This window comes from Nonomuraea sp. GTA35 (assembly GCF_041950525.1).
In the GTDB taxonomy this organism is placed as follows: Bacteria; Actinomycetota; Actinomycetes; order Streptosporangiales; family Streptosporangiaceae; genus Nonomuraea.
Window position 1 is genome coordinate 62092 of sequence record NZ_JBGNUV010000026.1, and the last position, 16453, is coordinate 78544.

Annotated in this window: 28 protein-coding genes; 6 read left to right on the top strand and 22 right to left on the bottom strand. The window is 67.7% G+C overall.

The genetic code is table 11. The features are described 5' to 3' along the window. Positions 1-58: 58 nt before the first annotated feature. The 21 genes from ACBJ32_RS56365 to ACBJ32_RS56465 all read right to left on the bottom strand — a co-directional run bounded on the left by ACBJ32_RS56365 (position 59) and on the right by ACBJ32_RS56465 (position 8557). On the bottom strand, positions 59-250 hold the full coding sequence (locus ACBJ32_RS56365) for a hypothetical protein (RefSeq protein WP_375133853.1): 192 nt from the start codon (positions 248-250) through the stop codon (positions 59-61). Next, positions 247-507, bottom strand: coding sequence for a hypothetical protein (locus ACBJ32_RS56370; protein ID WP_375133854.1), 261 nt, complete (start codon positions 505-507; stop codon positions 247-249). The genes ACBJ32_RS56365 and ACBJ32_RS56370 overlap by 4 nt, the downstream gene beginning before the upstream one ends. Continuing rightward, positions 507-734, bottom strand: coding sequence for a hypothetical protein (locus tag ACBJ32_RS56375; RefSeq protein ID WP_375133855.1), 228 nt, complete (start codon positions 732-734; stop codon positions 507-509). Before ACBJ32_RS56375 ends, ACBJ32_RS56370 begins: the two co-directional genes overlap by 1 nt. Continuing rightward, positions 727-1140: a hypothetical protein gene (locus tag ACBJ32_RS56380; protein ID WP_375133856.1), complete on the bottom strand. Its 414-nt coding sequence runs from the start codon at positions 1138-1140 to the stop codon at positions 727-729. The genes ACBJ32_RS56375 and ACBJ32_RS56380 overlap by 8 nt, the downstream gene beginning before the upstream one ends. Next, positions 1137-1481: a hypothetical protein gene (locus ACBJ32_RS56385; RefSeq protein WP_375133857.1), complete on the bottom strand. Its 345-nt coding sequence runs from the start codon at positions 1479-1481 to the stop codon at positions 1137-1139. The genes ACBJ32_RS56380 and ACBJ32_RS56385 overlap by 4 nt, the downstream gene beginning before the upstream one ends. After that, positions 1478-1789, bottom strand: a complete 312-nt coding sequence (locus ACBJ32_RS56390) for a hypothetical protein (RefSeq protein WP_375133858.1) — start codon at positions 1787-1789, stop codon at positions 1478-1480. The genes ACBJ32_RS56385 and ACBJ32_RS56390 overlap by 4 nt, the downstream gene beginning before the upstream one ends. Next, complete coding sequence (locus ACBJ32_RS56395) at positions 1786-2208, bottom strand: VVA0879 family protein (RefSeq protein ID WP_375133859.1); 423 nt, start codon at positions 2206-2208, stop codon at positions 1786-1788. The genes ACBJ32_RS56390 and ACBJ32_RS56395 overlap by 4 nt, the downstream gene beginning before the upstream one ends. A gap of 176 nt (positions 2209-2384) precedes the next feature. After that, on the bottom strand, positions 2385-2780 hold the full coding sequence (locus tag ACBJ32_RS56400; RefSeq protein WP_375133860.1) for a hypothetical protein: 396 nt from the start codon (positions 2778-2780) through the stop codon (positions 2385-2387). Then, positions 2777-3046, bottom strand: coding sequence for a hypothetical protein (locus ACBJ32_RS56405; protein ID WP_375133861.1), 270 nt, complete (start codon positions 3044-3046; stop codon positions 2777-2779). The genes ACBJ32_RS56400 and ACBJ32_RS56405 overlap by 4 nt, the downstream gene beginning before the upstream one ends. Before the next feature lie 84 nt (positions 3047-3130). Next, a complete protein-coding gene (locus ACBJ32_RS56410; protein WP_375133862.1) occupies positions 3131-3535 on the bottom strand; it encodes a hypothetical protein in 405 nt (134 codons plus the stop codon). Further along, complete coding sequence (locus ACBJ32_RS56415; protein ID WP_375133863.1) at positions 3532-3840, bottom strand: hypothetical protein; 309 nt, start codon at positions 3838-3840, stop codon at positions 3532-3534. Before ACBJ32_RS56415 ends, ACBJ32_RS56410 begins: the two co-directional genes overlap by 4 nt. Next, a complete protein-coding gene (locus ACBJ32_RS56420; protein ID WP_375133881.1) occupies positions 3840-4043 on the bottom strand; it encodes a BldC family transcriptional regulator in 204 nt (67 codons plus the stop codon). The genes ACBJ32_RS56415 and ACBJ32_RS56420 overlap by 1 nt, the downstream gene beginning before the upstream one ends. A gap of 10 nt (positions 4044-4053) precedes the next feature. After that, entirely contained in the window at positions 4054-4281 is a 228-nt protein-coding gene (locus ACBJ32_RS56425; RefSeq protein ID WP_375133864.1) for a hypothetical protein, read from the bottom strand. Continuing rightward, positions 4278-4460, bottom strand: coding sequence for a hypothetical protein (locus ACBJ32_RS56430; RefSeq protein WP_375133865.1), 183 nt, complete (start codon positions 4458-4460; stop codon positions 4278-4280). The genes ACBJ32_RS56425 and ACBJ32_RS56430 overlap by 4 nt, the downstream gene beginning before the upstream one ends. Further along, a complete protein-coding gene (locus ACBJ32_RS56435) occupies positions 4460-5470 on the bottom strand; it encodes a recombinase RecT (protein ID WP_375133866.1) in 1011 nt (336 codons plus the stop codon). The genes ACBJ32_RS56430 and ACBJ32_RS56435 overlap by 1 nt, the downstream gene beginning before the upstream one ends. After that, positions 5467-6522: a YqaJ viral recombinase family protein gene (locus tag ACBJ32_RS56440; RefSeq protein WP_375133867.1), complete on the bottom strand. Its 1056-nt coding sequence runs from the start codon at positions 6520-6522 to the stop codon at positions 5467-5469. The genes ACBJ32_RS56435 and ACBJ32_RS56440 overlap by 4 nt, the downstream gene beginning before the upstream one ends. Continuing rightward, positions 6519-6833, bottom strand: coding sequence for a hypothetical protein (locus ACBJ32_RS56445; RefSeq protein ID WP_375133868.1), 315 nt, complete (start codon positions 6831-6833; stop codon positions 6519-6521). Before ACBJ32_RS56445 ends, ACBJ32_RS56440 begins: the two co-directional genes overlap by 4 nt. Continuing rightward, positions 6830-7225: a hypothetical protein gene (locus tag ACBJ32_RS56450; protein ID WP_375133869.1), complete on the bottom strand. Its 396-nt coding sequence runs from the start codon at positions 7223-7225 to the stop codon at positions 6830-6832. Before ACBJ32_RS56450 ends, ACBJ32_RS56445 begins: the two co-directional genes overlap by 4 nt. After that, on the bottom strand, positions 7222-7584 hold the full coding sequence (locus ACBJ32_RS56455; protein ID WP_375133870.1) for a hypothetical protein: 363 nt from the start codon (positions 7582-7584) through the stop codon (positions 7222-7224). The genes ACBJ32_RS56450 and ACBJ32_RS56455 overlap by 4 nt, the downstream gene beginning before the upstream one ends. Beyond that, positions 7581-8165 (bottom strand): helix-turn-helix domain-containing protein, encoded by a 585-nt coding sequence (locus tag ACBJ32_RS56460; protein WP_375133871.1) that lies wholly within the window; start codon positions 8163-8165, stop codon positions 7581-7583. The genes ACBJ32_RS56455 and ACBJ32_RS56460 overlap by 4 nt, the downstream gene beginning before the upstream one ends. A 113-nt stretch (positions 8166-8278) precedes the next feature. Beyond that, positions 8279-8557: a helix-turn-helix domain-containing protein gene (locus ACBJ32_RS56465; protein ID WP_375133872.1), complete on the bottom strand. Its 279-nt coding sequence runs from the start codon at positions 8555-8557 to the stop codon at positions 8279-8281. Between the two features lie 240 nt (positions 8558-8797). Between ACBJ32_RS56465 and ACBJ32_RS56470 the strand changes: the two genes are divergently transcribed. From ACBJ32_RS56470 to ACBJ32_RS56485, 4 genes are all read left to right on the top strand, one after another. Then, complete coding sequence (locus ACBJ32_RS56470; RefSeq protein WP_375133873.1) at positions 8798-9262, top strand: hypothetical protein; 465 nt, start codon at positions 8798-8800, stop codon at positions 9260-9262. A 149-nt stretch (positions 9263-9411) separates the two neighbouring features. Beyond that, the gene (locus ACBJ32_RS56475; RefSeq protein ID WP_375133874.1) at positions 9412-9714 is read left to right on the top strand and encodes a hypothetical protein; all 303 of its coding nucleotides are present in this window, start codon (positions 9412-9414) and stop codon (positions 9712-9714) included. Positions 9715-9787: 73 nt separating this feature from the next. After that, positions 9788-11194 (top strand): tyrosine-type recombinase/integrase, encoded by a 1407-nt coding sequence (locus tag ACBJ32_RS56480; RefSeq protein WP_375133875.1) that lies wholly within the window; start codon positions 9788-9790, stop codon positions 11192-11194. A gap of 480 nt (positions 11195-11674) precedes the next feature. Continuing rightward, positions 11675-12739, top strand: a complete 1065-nt coding sequence (locus ACBJ32_RS56485) for a protein NO VEIN domain-containing protein (protein ID WP_375133876.1) — start codon at positions 11675-11677, stop codon at positions 12737-12739. A 33-nt stretch (positions 12740-12772) separates the two neighbouring features. Here the strand turns inward: ACBJ32_RS56485 and ACBJ32_RS56490 are convergent, their stop codons facing one another. Further along, positions 12773-13789, bottom strand: coding sequence for an HNH endonuclease (locus tag ACBJ32_RS56490; protein WP_375133877.1), 1017 nt, complete (start codon positions 13787-13789; stop codon positions 12773-12775). A 16-nt stretch (positions 13790-13805) separates the two neighbouring features. Between ACBJ32_RS56490 and ACBJ32_RS56495 the strand changes: the two genes are divergently transcribed. Next, positions 13806-14159, top strand: a complete 354-nt coding sequence (locus ACBJ32_RS56495; RefSeq protein WP_375133878.1) for a nucleoside triphosphate pyrophosphohydrolase — start codon at positions 13806-13808, stop codon at positions 14157-14159. A 175-nt stretch (positions 14160-14334) separates the two neighbouring features. Then, positions 14335-15957 carry a restriction endonuclease gene (locus tag ACBJ32_RS56500; RefSeq protein ID WP_375133879.1) on the top strand — a complete coding sequence of 541 codons (1623 nt, stop codon included), beginning with the start codon at positions 14335-14337 and terminating at the stop codon, positions 15955-15957. Positions 15958-16453 lie beyond the last annotated feature (496 nt).

Genomic DNA, 16453 nt, shown 5'->3' on the forward strand with positions numbered 1-16453 from the left:
CGGCACCGGCCGCACCGCACGTCGCGGGTGCGGCCGGTGCTGGCGTTCAACTCAGGTGTCATGCGCCCAGGGGGACCACGTCGCGGGCTCGGACGGTGTCATGCCACCGCGGGTTCTCACCGTGAGGCTGCAGGCGGTCCCACAGCACGTACACGACGGCCTCGCCACGCAAGGTGCCCAGGCCGGTGATGGTGCCGTAGCCGTTGTTGCCGACGATGCGCTGGCCGGTCCGGCGGCCGATCGTGATCATGTCCGGTCCTCTCCGATCAGGTCGCTGAGCATGCGGTTGCGTTCCTGGAGCGACGCCTTCTCCTCGGCGAGTTCGCGCCGCTCCCACTCGGCCTTCACGGCCCGCGCCTCCCACGCGAAAGCACTGGCCCTGGCGTCCTTGAGCTGGGCCTGCAGGCGGGTGAGGCGGGCCTGCAGGTCTTTGTCCTGGCGCCACCACCAGGCCGCGTTGCCGGCGGCGATGGCCACCAGGCCGGAGACGAGAACGATGGCGTCCATCAGCCCGCTCCCCCTTCCACCCGCACGACGCCCGGCAGGCCATCCACAGCGCGCCTCACGTTGGCCACGCCATCCGGCGTCGCGACGGACTCCGAGTCCGGCGGACCCAGCCGGGCGGCCAGGTGTTCGGCGGAACAGGCGGGGATGGTCCAGTGGCGGGTGTGAATCGAGCCGTCCGGGCCGGTACTGCCGATAACGAGGCGGGCGAAGCCGTGGCGCTCACACATGCGGGCCGTCCTCTCCCGCGGCCATGGCGGCCTCGGGCGAATCACCGGTGGTGTTGTGGTTCAGCCGCCACTGGTCGTGCAGGTCAGTTCGGCACAGCGCGCACAGCGCACCGTGGCAGGTGCCCAGACCGCACTCACTGCAGTCCGCGGTCGTGGCGCTGGGTGCTACGACGACGTCCGCGTTGCGAGCCTTCACGCACGTGCCGCACATCCCCTCGGGCATGGCCTCGCCCGGCTCGGTCTTGATCGGTGCGTCGGGGACGACTGCGAGTTCGCCGCACGCGGTCTGCGCGAGCTCGCCCGGCCGCGGCGAGGCCATGAGCCAGGCAGGCATCGCGAACAGGTGCCGGACATCGGGCGCGGCCGTCGCGTACGGGCTGTAGGAGTTGGGCTCGACCCGGGTCACGGCGTCTTCACCGCCCCGCAGGTGTGCTCGTCCCTGGCCGACGTCAGCTGGGCCAGGTCCTGGCCGTGCTCGACGTACAGCAGGTGAGCTCCGCAGCCGGAACAGCGCACGTAGGTGTACACGCTCTCGGCGTCGATGTGGGCGAGCGCCCCAGCCGGCCGCTTCGCGGCCAGCCCACGGGCGATCCAGACGGTCATGACTGCGGACGTCACCGCAAGCACCAGCAGCACGGCGAACCGCGTGGTCCGCACGTCTCCAGCGGCGCACAGATCGTTTGCCGTCCAGCCGAACGTGACGACGCAGACCCCGAGCCAGAACGAAGCCTTGTGCAAGCGGGTCATGAGGCGCCACCGTCCTGCTTCGCCTCCTGGGCCTGGGCGCTCCGGTCGCCGGCGACGACCAGCGGTTCCAGGTTGTCGGCGTGGCCGTTGATGATCCTCGCCGCGTGACGCAGGGCCCGGCGGGCGACGATCAGCTCGTGGACGGCGTCGGTGTGGTCCTGCAGGGACAGCTCGCCGTCATCGGCGCCGACGCTGATCGACTTCAGCAGGCTGAAGGCGTCCATCAGGGCGAGCTGCGCCTTGCCGATCTCCTCGGCGGCCAGGTTCGCGGCGCGCACGTCCTTGGTGAGGGCGTTGGCGTCCGTCATGCCTGCACCTCCGCAGGCACCGAAGTGTCGGCGGGCACAGGAGCGTCGGCCAGCGGGAACGACCAGATGACCGGACCGACGTCAGAGACGACCTCCCACGGGCCGCGGATCAGCCCGTACGCGGCCCAGTCGCAGCCACGCTCGGCACGGCCCTGTCCCTGATCGTCGTTGGCGGTCCCGTACAGGGCGCCCAGGGTGCGGCCGATGCACTCCTGCCCGAGGATGTCGTGGAAGCGGACGTCCCGGGCGGAGCTTGCGCTGGGGCGCGGATGCTTGGCCAGCGCGTCGGCGAAGTCCTGCCCGGTCGCCACGTCGCCGCAGTTCGGGCACGTGAAGGCCCAGTTGCGCGTGTCGTCGCCGAATCGCTCCGCAGCTTCGACCCGGAACTCGGCGAGCGTGAGCTTGCGATGCTCGCTCATGGTTTGTTTCTCCTTCGTGGTCAGGTGGTGGGTGAGGCGAGCCGTACGCACGGATGTCAGCTCGCACGTACGGCCCGGCCACCGGGGTCCGCCGCTACGCGCGCTCCCCCACGCACGGGGCGGCCGGTATCGGGATGGTCAGTGGGATCTGCCGGTACGGCAGGCCCGCTGCCGCCTCACTGGTCACCGGCGGTGGCCCTCTCACCGGCTGGGGATGCGCTGACCGGGTGGATCGGCTCCTCAGCCGCAGCCGGGCAGGCCGGATCGGGATGGTCGTGCGAGGCTGCGCGCATCGCCGCTGCCATCGACTCGGCGGTGCGAGCGCGGGCCCGCTCCTCGAGTTCGGCCCGCACCATCGCGCCGAACCGCTCGGCCGACTGGCTCAGGTGCCAGGCCAGGTGGAGCGTGGCCTGCAGCCGGGTGTCATCGGCGTCGCGGGGCACGCCGACCATGAGGCCGGCCACCCACAGGATCAGCGCGGCCTCCGACGCCTCGACCTTGATCGCGTCCGGGGTCATATGCCGCTCGGCGGCGTAGACACCGACCGGGAAGGCATCCGCGGGCAGGTTCATGCGGTGCACCCCCGTGCGGCCAGGTGCTGGGCGCGTTCGGCCTGCACGGCCAGGAGGCCGCCCAGCTTGTCGGGGGTTACGGCCTGGACGGTCTTGGCCAGCCCGTGGTTGAGCTGGTGGTCGGTCAGCTCGCCGAGGCGGGTGGCGTAGCAGCGCGGGGCGAATCCGCCGTCGCCGCTGCTCGTCCAGATCGACCAGCCGGGGTATGCGCTCTGGAGTTCGGCCAGCGGTTCGGGCAGGGCCTGACCAGGAATAGGGTGGATCATCGGGTGCTCCCTTCGGGGAGTGATGCCGGTGCTAGAACTGGTTGGTGCCACGGGCGGCCCCCCGAGAGCCGCCCGTGGACGGGACTACGGGGTGGTCCCGCTGTCTGCTGTCTCGTTGCGGCGATCGACCTCGGCCTGGAAGGCCTCGTCTCGCAGGACCCACTCCTGGCCGTTCCACTTGGCGAAGCGGCACAGCTGCTTGTGGGAGTAGTGGTCGCCCTGCTGGCGCCACAGCTCAGGGTCGACAGCGCGCAGCCACCGGCGGATGATCTCCCGGCCGATGTGCTCCGCGACGTGCCCCGTCGCGGAGTGCTCGAAGTCGGCAGGGGCGGCCTGGATCGCGTGCCACAGCGCGGCCAGGTGCTGATCGCTGGTCCGCGCCAGTCCGGTGCTGCTGATTCGGATCGTGATCTCCACGGCCGTCTCCAGCGGGTCGGCCTCGGCCGGGCGCACCGTGACAGAATTAAACGCCTGCTCAGGGCCGGTCATCGGGCACGCTCCCGCTCCGCCTCGGCAGCCTCGAACGCGTCGGCCGCCACGCGAAGCTCGACCGACACCTGGTCACGGCTGCGAGGCTGCGAGGCGCGAGTGAGCCACTCCACCTCGTGCAGTGCACGCAGATGCCGCACCAGCGCCACGAGCGCCGCCTGCGCAATGTCGGACTGCGGAGACGCATGCCGCAGGGCGCGGTGCACCTCGGAGCGGACCACCCGAGCGTGGGGCAGGCCGGCGATCAGGTCAGCAGCCTGCCGCAGGACGGCCGGGATGGAGCCGGTGGTGATCGTCGCGGCCATCACCCGTTCCCCTCCGTGCGAGGGCTGGTCTGGGTGGCGAGCACGGCCTGCATGTCATCGCGGCGGTAGCGGCGGTGGCCGCCGGGCGTGCGCACCGAGCCGATCCGGCCGGCCGTCGCCCACCGGGTGACGGTCTTGGGGTCGACGCGGAACAGCTGCGCCACCTCGGCGGGGGTCATCAGCTCCGGCGTGCCGGGCGGCAGCTGATACGGCTCAGGCATCGTGGACCTCCAGGTCTACGTAGCGGCGCACGTGCTCGGGCCTCTCGGCGGCCAGCTGGCGCGAAATCCGGTCGATGTGCCAGCCCGGCATCGTCTCGGCGGCGGCCTCCAGCACCTGGCGGACCTGCTCGACGGCGTCGGCGGGCCCGATGATGCGGATCTGGGTCATGCGCGCCGGCTGGGGCCTCCGCTGGCTGCTGTAGCGGCCTCGCTCGGTCACAGGCCCTCCTCCTTGACGTGCTTGCGCCAGCTCAGGAGCTCGCCGACCGGCGAGCGGAGCGGCTCGACCTCGGCCGGGTCGACCTCGGCGGTCAGGTAGGCGGCGAACTCGCCCGCCAGGTCCTCGTCGTCGAACGGCCCGTACGGGATGCGCTGCTCGACGAGGCGCACGATCCACATCACGACGCCTCGCTCTCGGCCGCGCCGCCCGGCTGGCGGACCGGCGGCCAGCCAGCCTCGTCCTCGCCGGGCGGCGGTGCGATGGCCTCCTGTTCGTCGGCGGTACGCGAGGGGGGCTCGATCTCGGGGCGTCGGCCCCCGGGCACGCTCGCGAGGGGGACGGCCAAGCGCTCCATGACGTCGAGCTGGTCGTCGATCTTCAGCAGCTCACGGATCTCCGGCGACGTCGGGACGCGCTTGTTCAGGCGCCGGACCGGGGACTTGAGCCACATGGCGTCGAAGTCGGTGTGCCAGGTGGAGTTGTACTTGCCCCAGTGCGGGTTCTTCGCGAACTCGCCGGGGTTCTGGCGCCGGTTGCGCTCGGCGAGCTGGTAGGCCTTGGAGCGGGTGTCGCGGATCTCCTCGGCCTCGCGCCGGTTGAGGAACATGATCTGGGAGCGTCCGCCGGTCTTCATCCAGCAGAAGGCGTAGGCCAGGATCTTGTTGCCGTCGTGGCGGTTGATCAGGTCGACCTCGTGCTCGAAGTCGTCCGGCGGGCGCTGCGCCTGGTTGTAGCGCCACTTGTCGGTGTCGTGGATGTGGTCGAAGACGACCGACTCGACCATCCCCGAGCGGTACATCAGCTCGATGTAGCCCATGTACATGGGCACGAACGTCGCGGTCTTGCCGTACGGGACGACGGCCGCGTGCACGCCGTCGGGGTCCAGGCCGAACCTGGCGCACTGCATCAGCGCCATCATCAGCGACTCCGGCGTGCACTCCTGCAGCTTCTCCGTCTTGTACATCGCGGTGAGCGCGGCCTGAATGAACTGGGACTCGTCGATGTGACGGGGCAGCGCGTCGGCGAAGTACGTGCGCCGCTCGTTCAGCCAGCGCAGCCACGTGTCGCGCTGGGCCAGGTCCACCACCTCGGCCACCGGTGCGGGCCCGGTCTCCTGCTGAGGTGCGACCTCCTGGCCGCCGGCCCGCTGGGCGACGCGGGCGGCCAGGTTGCCGTTGTTGGTGGTCATGCGGCCTTCTTTCTGGGCTTGGCGGGGCGGATGACACGGGCGCGGTGCGCGCGGTACTCGTCGGGGTGCTGCTCCTTGACGGCCTCGACGTCGAGCACCGAGACGGTCTTGCGGAGCCGGGCGGCGATCTCCGGGTATTGCTCCTCGAACCGCTTGAAGGCGAAGACGCCGTTCTTCTTGGCGGTATAGAGGATCTGGTTGCCGGCCTGGCCGATCTCGGCGTCGCCGAGTTCGGCTGTCAGCTGGTTGTCGATCTCGGCCAGGCGCTGCCCGCGTTCCTTCACCTCGGCCTTGAGCCGGTCGCGCTCGGCCAGCAGCGGCGCGACGTGGCCGGGGTCGACCTCGCGGATCGCGTCCGGCTGCACGTCGAACAGGTGCGCCAGCAGCTCCGTGGTGGCGTCCGAACCGTCGATCGGCGGCGGATCACCGTTGAGGATGCGCTGCATGAACCGCTCGCCAGCCTCGACGAGGTGGCCGATCAGCTGCTCGTCGCGGTCGATGCGGACGTGGCGGAACTTGTTGCCGCCGATCAGCGCGGCGAGGTGGCCGTGGTTGTAGCCGGACACCCCGATCCCCCAGTGGACCTGGAGCGCGGGCTCGTCCGGGACGCCGTCCTTCCAGTCCTCGAACTGGTACTCCGAGCGGTTCTTGCACTCCACGAAGCACGGCCCGTCGTCGCAGCCCTCCACCCGCCGGTCGAGGTTGACGAGCATCCAGGCGCGGTCGACGTGCTGGAGCGTGCCAATCGGCTCGACCCAGGTGCCGGTCATCCGCGCGAAGCGGGAGGCGATGAACTCCTCCAGGTCGCTGCCGATGTCGGCGGCCTCCTCCAGCCACGCGGGCCGGGGCAGGTCGGGCAGTTCGCCGCGCTTCTCCAGGTACAGCTTGATCGGCGAGGTGTGCCGGTCCATGCCGAGCACCGCGGCGATGTCGCTGCCGCCGATCCCGGCCAGCCGATTCGCGAGGAACTCCTCCCGCGGCAGGCCGGCCGGGGCGATCAGGCGGGCGGTGGGAGTGACAAGCGGCAGGCCGGACATCTGTGTGGCGGTCATCGGCTCGCCTCCGTGCCGGTCTCGTCCGGCCCTGCGCCCTGGCCGGCGTCGGCCTGTTCAGTCCACGAGCTGTAGGTGAGGGTGCGAGTGACGACGACTGCGTCCACCTCGGGACACAGCGGCGAGCTCTCTTGCATGGCGCGAACCTGCTGCAGGGCCATCGCGGCGGTGTGGCGGCTGCACGGCTTGTACTTGGTGCGGCGCTTGAGCTGGTGGTCGCCCGGGACGCGGCCGATCTCGGTATAGCGGATGCCGTACTCGATGACCGTATGGCCAGGTGACGCGGGCGCCTGATGTTTGTTGTTGTTCACTGGCCACCGTCCTCGCGTAGGTAGAGGGCAGAGGCGGCCTGGAAGGCGTAGTCCAGGTGATCGGTGAGCTGGGCAGCGGCTCCCCGGGCAGCCACGATGCCGTGCCGCGCCCGGGTCATGGCGTTGTGAGCGTCGCCGCGGGTGGCCGCGAGACAGCCGGTGGCTTCCTGAGCGACCAGCCGGGCGTCGAGCTGCCGAAGCAACTGGTCGAGGCCGGCCGCGGCCGCGCGCAGGGAGCCGAGGACGTCGTAGACGGTGCTCGGGTAGGGCAGGGCGGCGGCGTCCATCGTGTGGTGGTTGAGCACGCGCACGCACTCGGCCAGACCGGCCGCCATCGCGCGGGTGTCGTCGCCGCTCCGCGGCCCGCCCGGGTCCAGGTGCAGTTCCGTCATCGCGCACCTGCCACCGTGTTGAGCTCGGGGCGGGCGGACAGCTCGGCCAGGTCCGGCCCGTCGAGGGGGATGAGCTTCCAGACCTTCACCTTCTGGCCGAGCCAGGTTCCCTCGACGGCGAGCATGCGCTGCTCCTCGCTGTGGGGCTTGAGGGTCCACTGGGCGTCGTCGAGCTGAGCGGCCCACTGGTGGAGGTTGATGCGGATCAGGTCGAGGGAGCCCAGGCCGGCGGGCAGGATCTCGATCACGAACTCGTTCGTGACGCGCATGGAGAACGTGTCGGGCACGGGGTACGTGAAGAGGTTGGCGGCGGCGGCCAGGGCGATCTGCTGGCGGTGGCGCCGGGTGGGTGCGGTCATCGGGCACCGTCCTGCGTCAGCTCGGTCTCCCAGCGCTGCGTCGCGGCGTCGCGTTCGGCGTCGGTCACGCAGCATCCGAAGTTTGGTGAGTGGCCGGTCCTGGCGCGGTGCTGGTCGGCGGTCTCGTCCTCGTCGCCCTGGGCGAACTCGGCCGCCCTGGTGGCCTGGCGGGCCTGCTCGATCAGCGCGCGGGCCCGGTCGTTGACGGCGCGCTCGGCGTCGCTCCACGCGGGGTCGGCGGCGCGGTCGTCGGCCTCGGCCGGGGCCAGCTGCAGCTCGCTCGCCAGGAGCACGGCGTACAGGGCGTGGTGCAGGACCGCGCCATCGAGTCCGGTGCGCACGGCAACCAGGTGCGCCAGCGTGGCCAGCGTGCGGTCGGTGTGGCCGGCGGCAAGGGCGTCGATGTCGCCCCGGTGGAAGCGCCGTTGTCCGCCGGGAGTGCGGAAGCAGGGCACCTTGCCAGCGTCGGCCCACCGGTTGACCGTCTTGAAGTCGACCCTGAAGCGGTCGGCGACCTCGACGGAGGTCAGGAGGTCGTTCGCGGGCCGGTTTCCGGCCTTGGAACGGGTACCGTTGGTCATGAGACTCTGCGTCCCTTTCTTCTGTGGTTGCGGGTCGGTTGGCGAGGTCCAGCGGGCGAGGCTGGGCCTCGCTGCTTTTTCAGCAGGTGGTGGGGCGATCTCGGGCTGCCTGGTCAGGCAGACGACTTGGTGCGGTTGCGGCGCGGGCGGCTCACGGCCTGGTGGTGGCGTTCGCCGAGGGTGGGGCGGGTGTCCTTGCGGGCACGTTCGAGGTACTCGTCGAGGTGCGCGCGCTTGATGCGGCGGTTTCCGCGGATGCGGTAGGAGTCCAGCTCTCCGCTGTTGATCAGCTGGTAGACGGTTCTCAGGCTGACGTTCATGATCGTTGCGGCCTCGGGGAGCTTGAGGAACTCAGGCTCAAGCTGAGGCGAGGCGTTGCTCTCGCTGCTCATGAGCAGAGCCTATGCGTAATTCTGCGTAAGGCAAGTAGGTGAGGCGGATTTTTTAATCAAGATGGCTACCGACTTGCTCCGGCAGGCTGCTGTTACCGGCAAGGAGGGGTGGCGACGCGCCGACCCGCTGTTACGTTTACGCGAGAAGGTGCAGATTTCTGCGTCACTCTGAGAGGGTGAGATATGGGGCCGCGTGGGGCACCCCCAGAGGCCGAGCTGATCCGCGAGAGGCGGGAGGCGATGATCCCTCGCCTGTCGCACCGCGCCGCCGCAGCACGCGCCGCCAAGCTGGGCAACACCAGCTTCAGCACGGCCACGTGGCAGAAGATCGAAAAGGGCGAGTACTCCGGCGGCGCCGACCGCATCACGCTGATGGCGATGGTCGTCGGCATCACCCCGGAGGACCTCGAGGAGGTGGGCCGGCCGGACGCGGCGCGGATGTTGCGGGCGGAGATCGAGCGACGGGCGGCGGAGGAGCCGTTGCTGCGCGAGGTCGAGCGTGAGTCCACCTCCGAGGCGGTGATGCAGCTGCTGCTTCAAGGTCTGGAGGAGATCCGCTCCGAGCCGCGGCTGGACGCGGATCAGAAGGCGGAGTTGGAGCGTCAGCTCATCCGGTCACAGCTCGCTCATCTGCGTGGGCAAATGGAGCAGATACGCACGACATTGGACATCAAGGAACGCGTGTCGCACGATAACGGGCATTAGCCTCAATTCATGATGACCGGCGCACATTGTGCACCATTCATAACGCTTCCGCATCGAAGCTCTACATAACTAATCGTGCAATTCTCACGATGCAACGCTGTGGCTTTAGGGGCATGGGGGAAGTACCAACGAAAGGTTCGCGAGCACACATGCGACGCATCATGACAACGGTGGTCCTGAGCACGATCTGTTGGAACGTTGCAGGGGCTCTCCTTATCCATATGCATCTGAACGGCCCGGACTACGTGGCCGGACTGTGGTTCATGACCGCTCTCGCCGTCGCCGCCACCGCCACCCTGGCGGGCTGCATCAACAGACGAGACCAGCCCGTCGGCATCTCCTACGACCTGGGCTGGCAGCAGGGCTACCGCACGGCCGAGCAAAAATACCTCGCCCTCCTCGCCCAATGGAAAGGCACTCATGGCAAAACAGAATCGCCGTCAGAAAGGTGAAGGCTCACTCCACCAGCGCAAAGACGGCCGCTGGGTCGCCGTCGTCTTCCTCGGTTACAAGGCCGACGGGAAAATGGATCGCCGCTATTTCTATGGCGAGAACCCCGACCAGGCGATGGGCAAGCGCGACGTCTTCATGGAGTCGCACCGCGCCGGCTTCACCCCGCCGACCGGCAAAGGCGACACTGTCGGGGAGCACCTGGTCCACTGGCTGTACCACGTGATCCGGCCGAAGGTCCGCGCGACCACCTGGCACCAGTCCTACAAGCCGAAGGTCCTCAACCACCTCGTGCCCCGGCTCGGCCGGCCCAGGTTGAAGGACCTGGCCGAGGAGGACGTCGAGCGGTTCCTGACCGACATGAAGGCCGACGGCTACTCCCCCGCGCAGATCCTCGCCTGCTTCCGACTGCTGTCGCAGGCGCTGAAGCACGCCGTGCGGCGCAAGCTGATCGGCCGGAACGTGTGTGACTTCGTCGACCCGCCCAGCCAGGAAGCCGAGGAGCCGCTGCCGCCTGAGCGCGACGAGGCGGCGGTCCTGCTGGAGGCGCTGGAGCGGCGCCGCAACGGCGTGCGCTGGCAGACCGCGCTCGCCGTCGGCCCGCGCCGCGGCGAGACGCTGGGCCTGACCTGGCCGTTAATCGACCTGACGGACCTGGACGCGGCGACCATCCGCATCGCGTGGGAGCTCGTCCGACTGCCATGGCAGCACGGTTGCGAGGACGTGGCGGCATGTACCGAGCGCCACCACATCCGGGCCTGCCCGCCTGACTGCACCAAGGGCACCCGCAAGCAGGGCGGCCGGCCGCACGAGTGCCGGATGAAGGTGTGCCTGCCCGGGTGCGCCGGCGCGCATCAGGGCCGGTGCATCAAGAGGTTCTGCCCGCCGGACTGTGACCGGCACGCGAAGGTGTGCCCGGACAAGTGGGGCGGCGGCCTGGTGATGACGGAGCCGAAGTCGAAGAAGTCGAAACGGACGGCGGTCATCCCCCGGCCGCTCGCCGAGCGGTTGCTGCTGCACCAGATGGCCCAGGCCGCCGAACGCGAGCAGCCCGGCTGGGTCGGCTGGGGCCACGAGCTGCGCTCGCCGGCGAACCCGGATGGGTGCGATCGTCGGCCGCGGCCGCGGGAGGTGGTGTGCCCGCGCTGCCAGAAGCCGATCCGGAAGGACGCGCTGGTGTTCACGCAGCCGAACGGGCTGCCGATCAACCCCAGCGAGGACTGGCGGGAGTGGCAGGCGCTGCTGGCCGAGCTCGGACTGCCGCACTACCGTCCGCATGACGCGCGGCACTTCTCGGTCACGCTCCAGCTGGAGGAGGGAGTGGATCCGCGGGTGGTCTCGGACAACCACGGGCACTCCTCGGTGTCGTTCACGCAGGAGCGCTATCAGCACGTGACGGCGCGGCAGGAGTCGGAGGCGGCGAGGAAGGTCGGTGGCGCTCTGTGGCCGTCGAAGCCGGCGCAGGGTGACAGCAGCCGATGACAGCAGAGGGGATGCATCTCGGCGCACATTTGAGCATGATTACGCGTCGCGATTCTGCGCCCTACCTGCTGATTACGCGAGATTACGCAGGTGGCCATCATGAGGGTTTTCCGCAGAATCAACACTCCTAAAGCGGGTGCCGCAGGTTCGAATCCTGCCGGGGGCACTCTTCTCCACCAGGCATTTCGGCCTCTGACCTGCGGTTTCACTGCCGTAGGTTTTTTGCTTTCCAGACCTTGGATAGGTCACCGAGAGCACCCGTATGCAGCCGCAGGACCTTGATCACGGGATATACGCGGGATGATCTTGCCCGCGCTTCTCCAGCTCAGGGAAACGGTTGGGACTCCTCCAGCATCAGAGGCAGCCGCCAGGCGGGGCAGCACACATGGTCGCACGGAAGGCAGGGCTGCGGCAGGGCCGAGCCATGAGCCCCAGATGGACCTCTGGAGTCCAAGATCCAGCTGAGGCAGGATGAGAGCCATGGTCGCGTACTGGTGGTCACAGCGGTCCGATGAGAACTTGTTCATGGAAATCACGCGACGAGACGACATCGGCAGCGACGTGAAGGCACCCATCGCCGCACGGGGCGGCGTGAGCACCCCAGGCTACGCACTGGTCAGTACCGTTCAGGCCAACAACCTCGTCGTTCACTACGACAGCGCCGCAGAGCAGATAGTCGGCGTCAGCCGCGCGACAGGCGAGCGGTACAACGAGCCGATCTGGTGGGTCGCACGTGGCTCCTACGCGAGACAGGCCGGCGCCAAGCCCGAATGGCTCCCCGGCCTCGTCGTTGCGCTCGCGGACTATCGCCCTCTGGCAGAAACGTTGCCCTTGGCGGTACTCCGGCAACGCCGATTAGCCCTGTTCGCCGTCCGAGACGCCTTGCAGGCAGAGTTTCCCGGGCAACGGCTCTACTTCCCGTGGATTCAGTACCAGGATTCCCTACGGACCTGGCAGACATACCTCGCCAAGTTCCCGAGCGCGGTGCTCGATGTGCTTCCTGAGGTGAAGGAAGCCGTGGACGCCCTCATCGGAGAGCGGCCTCCTACGGTTCTCACTCGGAGCGGCGTTGAGGAGGCCGAACGCCAGGTCGCCTCCGCCGCCGGTCGCCCGCGGTCCTCCCGCAAAGGCCAAGGCTTCGCCACCGACCAGCGGGTAAAGGTAGCGGTCGAGACGCACGCCATGAACGAGGCTCTCCTCCACTACAGCAAGCTCGGCAAAGTCACGGACACCTCTCGCACCGAGAGCTTCGACTATGTGGTCGAGATCGACGGCGTCTCTTGGCATGTCGAGGTGAAGGGGACAACCGGCGACCCGCAGGAGATTCTCCTTACGCCGAACGAAGTCGAGCACGCTGAGAAGTACCCGCACGTGGCCTTGTTCGTGCTGAGCAACATCGTCGTGAGCCGCGACAGTCAGGGTGAGATCACTGCGAGCGAGGGTAAAGCCTCGATCTTTCACCCCTGGTCGCTAGATCAAGCTCAATTGTCACCCATCGGGTACAAGTACCGGTTGTCGGCGGCCGCCCAGGATTCCGAGCCCTGATGGGCGGACTATGGCGTGCTCAGCAGCCCGGAATCATGCCATGCGGCCGACTGCAGGTGGAGTCCACACCACCGGGAGGAGCTCTGTCGCCCTTCGGTAGGCGAGTTTGAGGAAGTCACGTCGCTCAGCCGCGGTGGCACCGGTCTGGGTCATGAGCACTTCACGCAGCGGGTGACGGGATTCGATGAGGTCGTTGTTGCGCTGTTCGAGCCATGGCATCCAGGTCTCGTGCGGAGCGCGGTCTCGTTTGGCGTTGTTGCAGGACAAGCAGGCCAGGACGAGGTTCCAGATCGCATCGACGTCGGGGCCACGCCACAGGCGGGTGCCCAGCTTCCAGGGCAGGACGTGCTCGACGATGGGCCCGGTGCCTACGTTCTGCGTCATGAGCTCTTCGCAGTAGGCGCAGCGGCCATCCTGATATCCGTTGAGGGCGCCGACGACCCCTGTCACGCTTCGTCGTCGCCGGTCGGACTGGAGCACCAAGGCCTGCTCGTCACGGTCGTAAACGAGCGTGGAACCCAGGACGCCATCGGATATGCCGGTGGCCCACGCTGTCTCCACCAGTCGCCAGCGGGCAGCGGTTTCCGCATCCAGGTCCTGGGCCTGCACCGAACCAGCGAGTCCGAGCAATTCGTCGCGCAGCACGAGGCCAGGCGCGGCGGAGTTCTTGCGCTCGTCCTCATAGAAGCGCACTGGCGCCTGGTCACCGCCCAACTTGGGGAACGCGTCGATGACGTTGCTGAAGCCAAGCTGGACGGTTCGCCGGTGCAACGTGTCGCGGTCGAGCTCGCCAGCGTTGAAGGCGCGGCAGGCGTCCAGGAACTTACTACGAGCCGAGGTTCCCTGCCGGGGCTGGCGTTGAAGGGCCTCACACAGAAGTTCCGCGTACCGCGGTGCCAGCTCTTCGAGCGTGACATGGTTACGACCGGTGGCAGCGACCTCCAGCAGGGTCGCGCCGAAGGCGAATTTGTAGGTGGCCGAGTTCGCCCCGTACAACACGATGGCTCGCCATACGCTTTCACCGGTGACCACACCGCGGCGGTAGTCCATGCGAGCAGTATCGGCGATGGGGGCGACAGTTTTGGGCGAGGAACAGAGGATCGTCTACGGCAAGCTGATCCGTGATCGGATCCCGGAGATCATCGAGGCCGGCGGTAGGTCCGCCACGGTGCGTGTGCTGGGCGAGTCCGAGCTGGTTCCCGCCTTGACGGCCAAGCTCGCTGAGGAGGCTGACGAGCTGCGCCGTGCCGAACTCGATGATCGTCTGGACGAGCTGGCCGACATCTACGAGGTTCTGATGGCCCTGACTGCAGCGCTTGGATACTCCGACGCGGAGGTCAAGGAGGCCGCACGTCACAAGCGAGCCAAGCGAGGTGGCTTTAAGCGTCGGCTTTGGCTGGACGAGGTGGGGCCTGCCTGAGGCCCACAGCGGCCCATGAAGCCTCCGAGCACCTCTACGAGGAGCGCGCACGCTGGGAACGCCTGCTACCTGATCAGACCCCATGACGAACGCGAATAGCCGATCTAATCTGATCTAGGCGTCACAGTGGACCGCGAGCCGACCACCATGCGTTGGCCCGTGTCCGGTTGTCCCGGTGCAGAGCGGAGGGCTGATCAAGGTGGCGGGTAGTCGCAGCGAGTGGGAACGACGTCAGGCAGCTCTTCGCCGCGAGGCCGAACGACAGGCTCGCGAAGCTACGAGGGTTGCCAAAGAGCAGGAACGCGAACGCCAGCGCCAACATCTGGAGCGCCAGCAATCCACGGCCGAGCAGAAGACGGCCGAGGTCGCTCAGCGCATCGAAGAGCTGGATCGCGTCTTGCTCGTGGCGCTTCGAGTGGTTCCGCTCTCCTTCGACCAGATGCGAGTGGCCAGCTCCATACGGCCATTCGAGCCAGAGCCCCGCCTGACAGTGCCCGATCCTGCCCCTGATTGGGCCGCGTACCAGCCCGCACCCCCATCCGGCTGGAGCAAAATCTTCAAGGGCAAGGACCACTACGAGCGGGCTGTAGCCGAGGCTCGCGCACGTTATGACAGGGCGACTGACAGTTATCAGCAGCGTGTACAGCGGCGGCTGAGTGAACTGAATGCCGCTCGGAGCGCCTACGACCGCCAAGTGGCCGAGGAGCAGAAGAAGATCGCAGAAGCCAACGCCCTGCTCAATCAGATACGTATGGACTTCGATGCAGGCCGGCCCGAGGCGTTGGAATGGTTCGCGTCGAAGGTGTTGGAACGATCGAAGTATCCGGCGGGCTTCCCCAAGCTCTTCCAGATGGCCTACCGCCCTGAGAACCGAGACTTGGTCGTCGAATTCGAGCTACCGCCGCAAGGCGTCGTGCCGGAGGTACGTGCGTACAAGTACGTCAAGAGCCGAGATGCCATCGATCCGGTTCCTCGGCCGCAGACGGAAGTGAAGCAGCGATACACCAAGCTCCTCGCCTGCGTCGCGCTCCGCGCGATGCACGAGATCTTCACATCAACGCCCCGCGAACTCGTGGAGGCGATCGTGTTCAATGGCCGTCTCAACACCATCGATCAGGCGACGGGCAAGAAGGTACGTCCTCACCTGCTAAGTGTGGAGGCCGAGCGAGCCGAGTTTGAAGACCTCGTTCTCGCCGACGTCAATCCCGTGGCTTGTCTGAAGCGCCTCAACGCCCTCGTGTCGCCGAACCCGTACGATCTCGAAGCCATCGAGCCGTTCATCACCTTCGACCTCAAGAGGTTCCGGTTCTCCGAGGACATGGACGTCGTGTCGGGGCTCGACTCGCGCCGTAACCTACTCAAGCTCTCGCCTACCGAGTTCGAGCACCTCGTGAGAGAACTGTTCGTGGCGATGGGGGCCGAGGCATGGACGACCATCCCGTCCAAGGACGGCGGAGTCGACGCCGTGGCGACGAGCGACAACCTCTTCTTCGGGGGCGTCTGCCTCATCCAGGCGAAGCGTTGGTCAGGGCTCGTTGGTCTCGACGCCGTTCACGCGCTTACGGGCGTCATGGCCGATCACAACGCGACCACGGGCGTCCTGGTCACCACTTCGTGGTTTGGTCGGGCCAGCGAACAGTTCGCCCAGCGCAACAGAGTCACGCTGATCAACGGCGCAGAGCTCAAACACCTGATCAAGAAGCACCTGAACATCGACGTCATTCCAGGTACCACACCTCCGCGGCAGGCGAGGGCTTCCGACAATAGGCAATCAGGGCGACCTGGCCCCACCATCTAGAACGCCGTTCAAGGCGGCACCCACAGCAGTGAAGCCGCGTCCCCTCCATCGCAACTCGCTATGGGCGGGGCGAATCGGATGTACGAGCCATGGCTGCTTGGATGGTGTCCGACCGTGCGCCTTGGTGCGTCTTCGAAGATAGTTGTCGCGACACTTGTCTGTTCCGCGGTCCTAACGAGTTGTTCTGGAGAGCCGAAACCACGGCCGCTGACGGAGGCCCGCTACTCTTTTGACGACCATGTGATGCGGCCCGACGGGCTTCCGCGGTCGTACGGCTCCGGCCGGAGCGGATAAGTCCCCACCCGCACGAGTTCATTCGTGCTGCCTGGGGGACAATACGTGTCGGCGCTGCGACTGTCTGTTGAGAACCTAGGGCGTGTATTTGGTTGTGATCAATCTGCGGGATCCGCCCTCGTTTCGGGGTCCGATCCGGTAGATCGTTTTGCGTGACGCGAGTGCAATTGACGGATGTGGAGTGGGAGTTCATCGAGCCCTA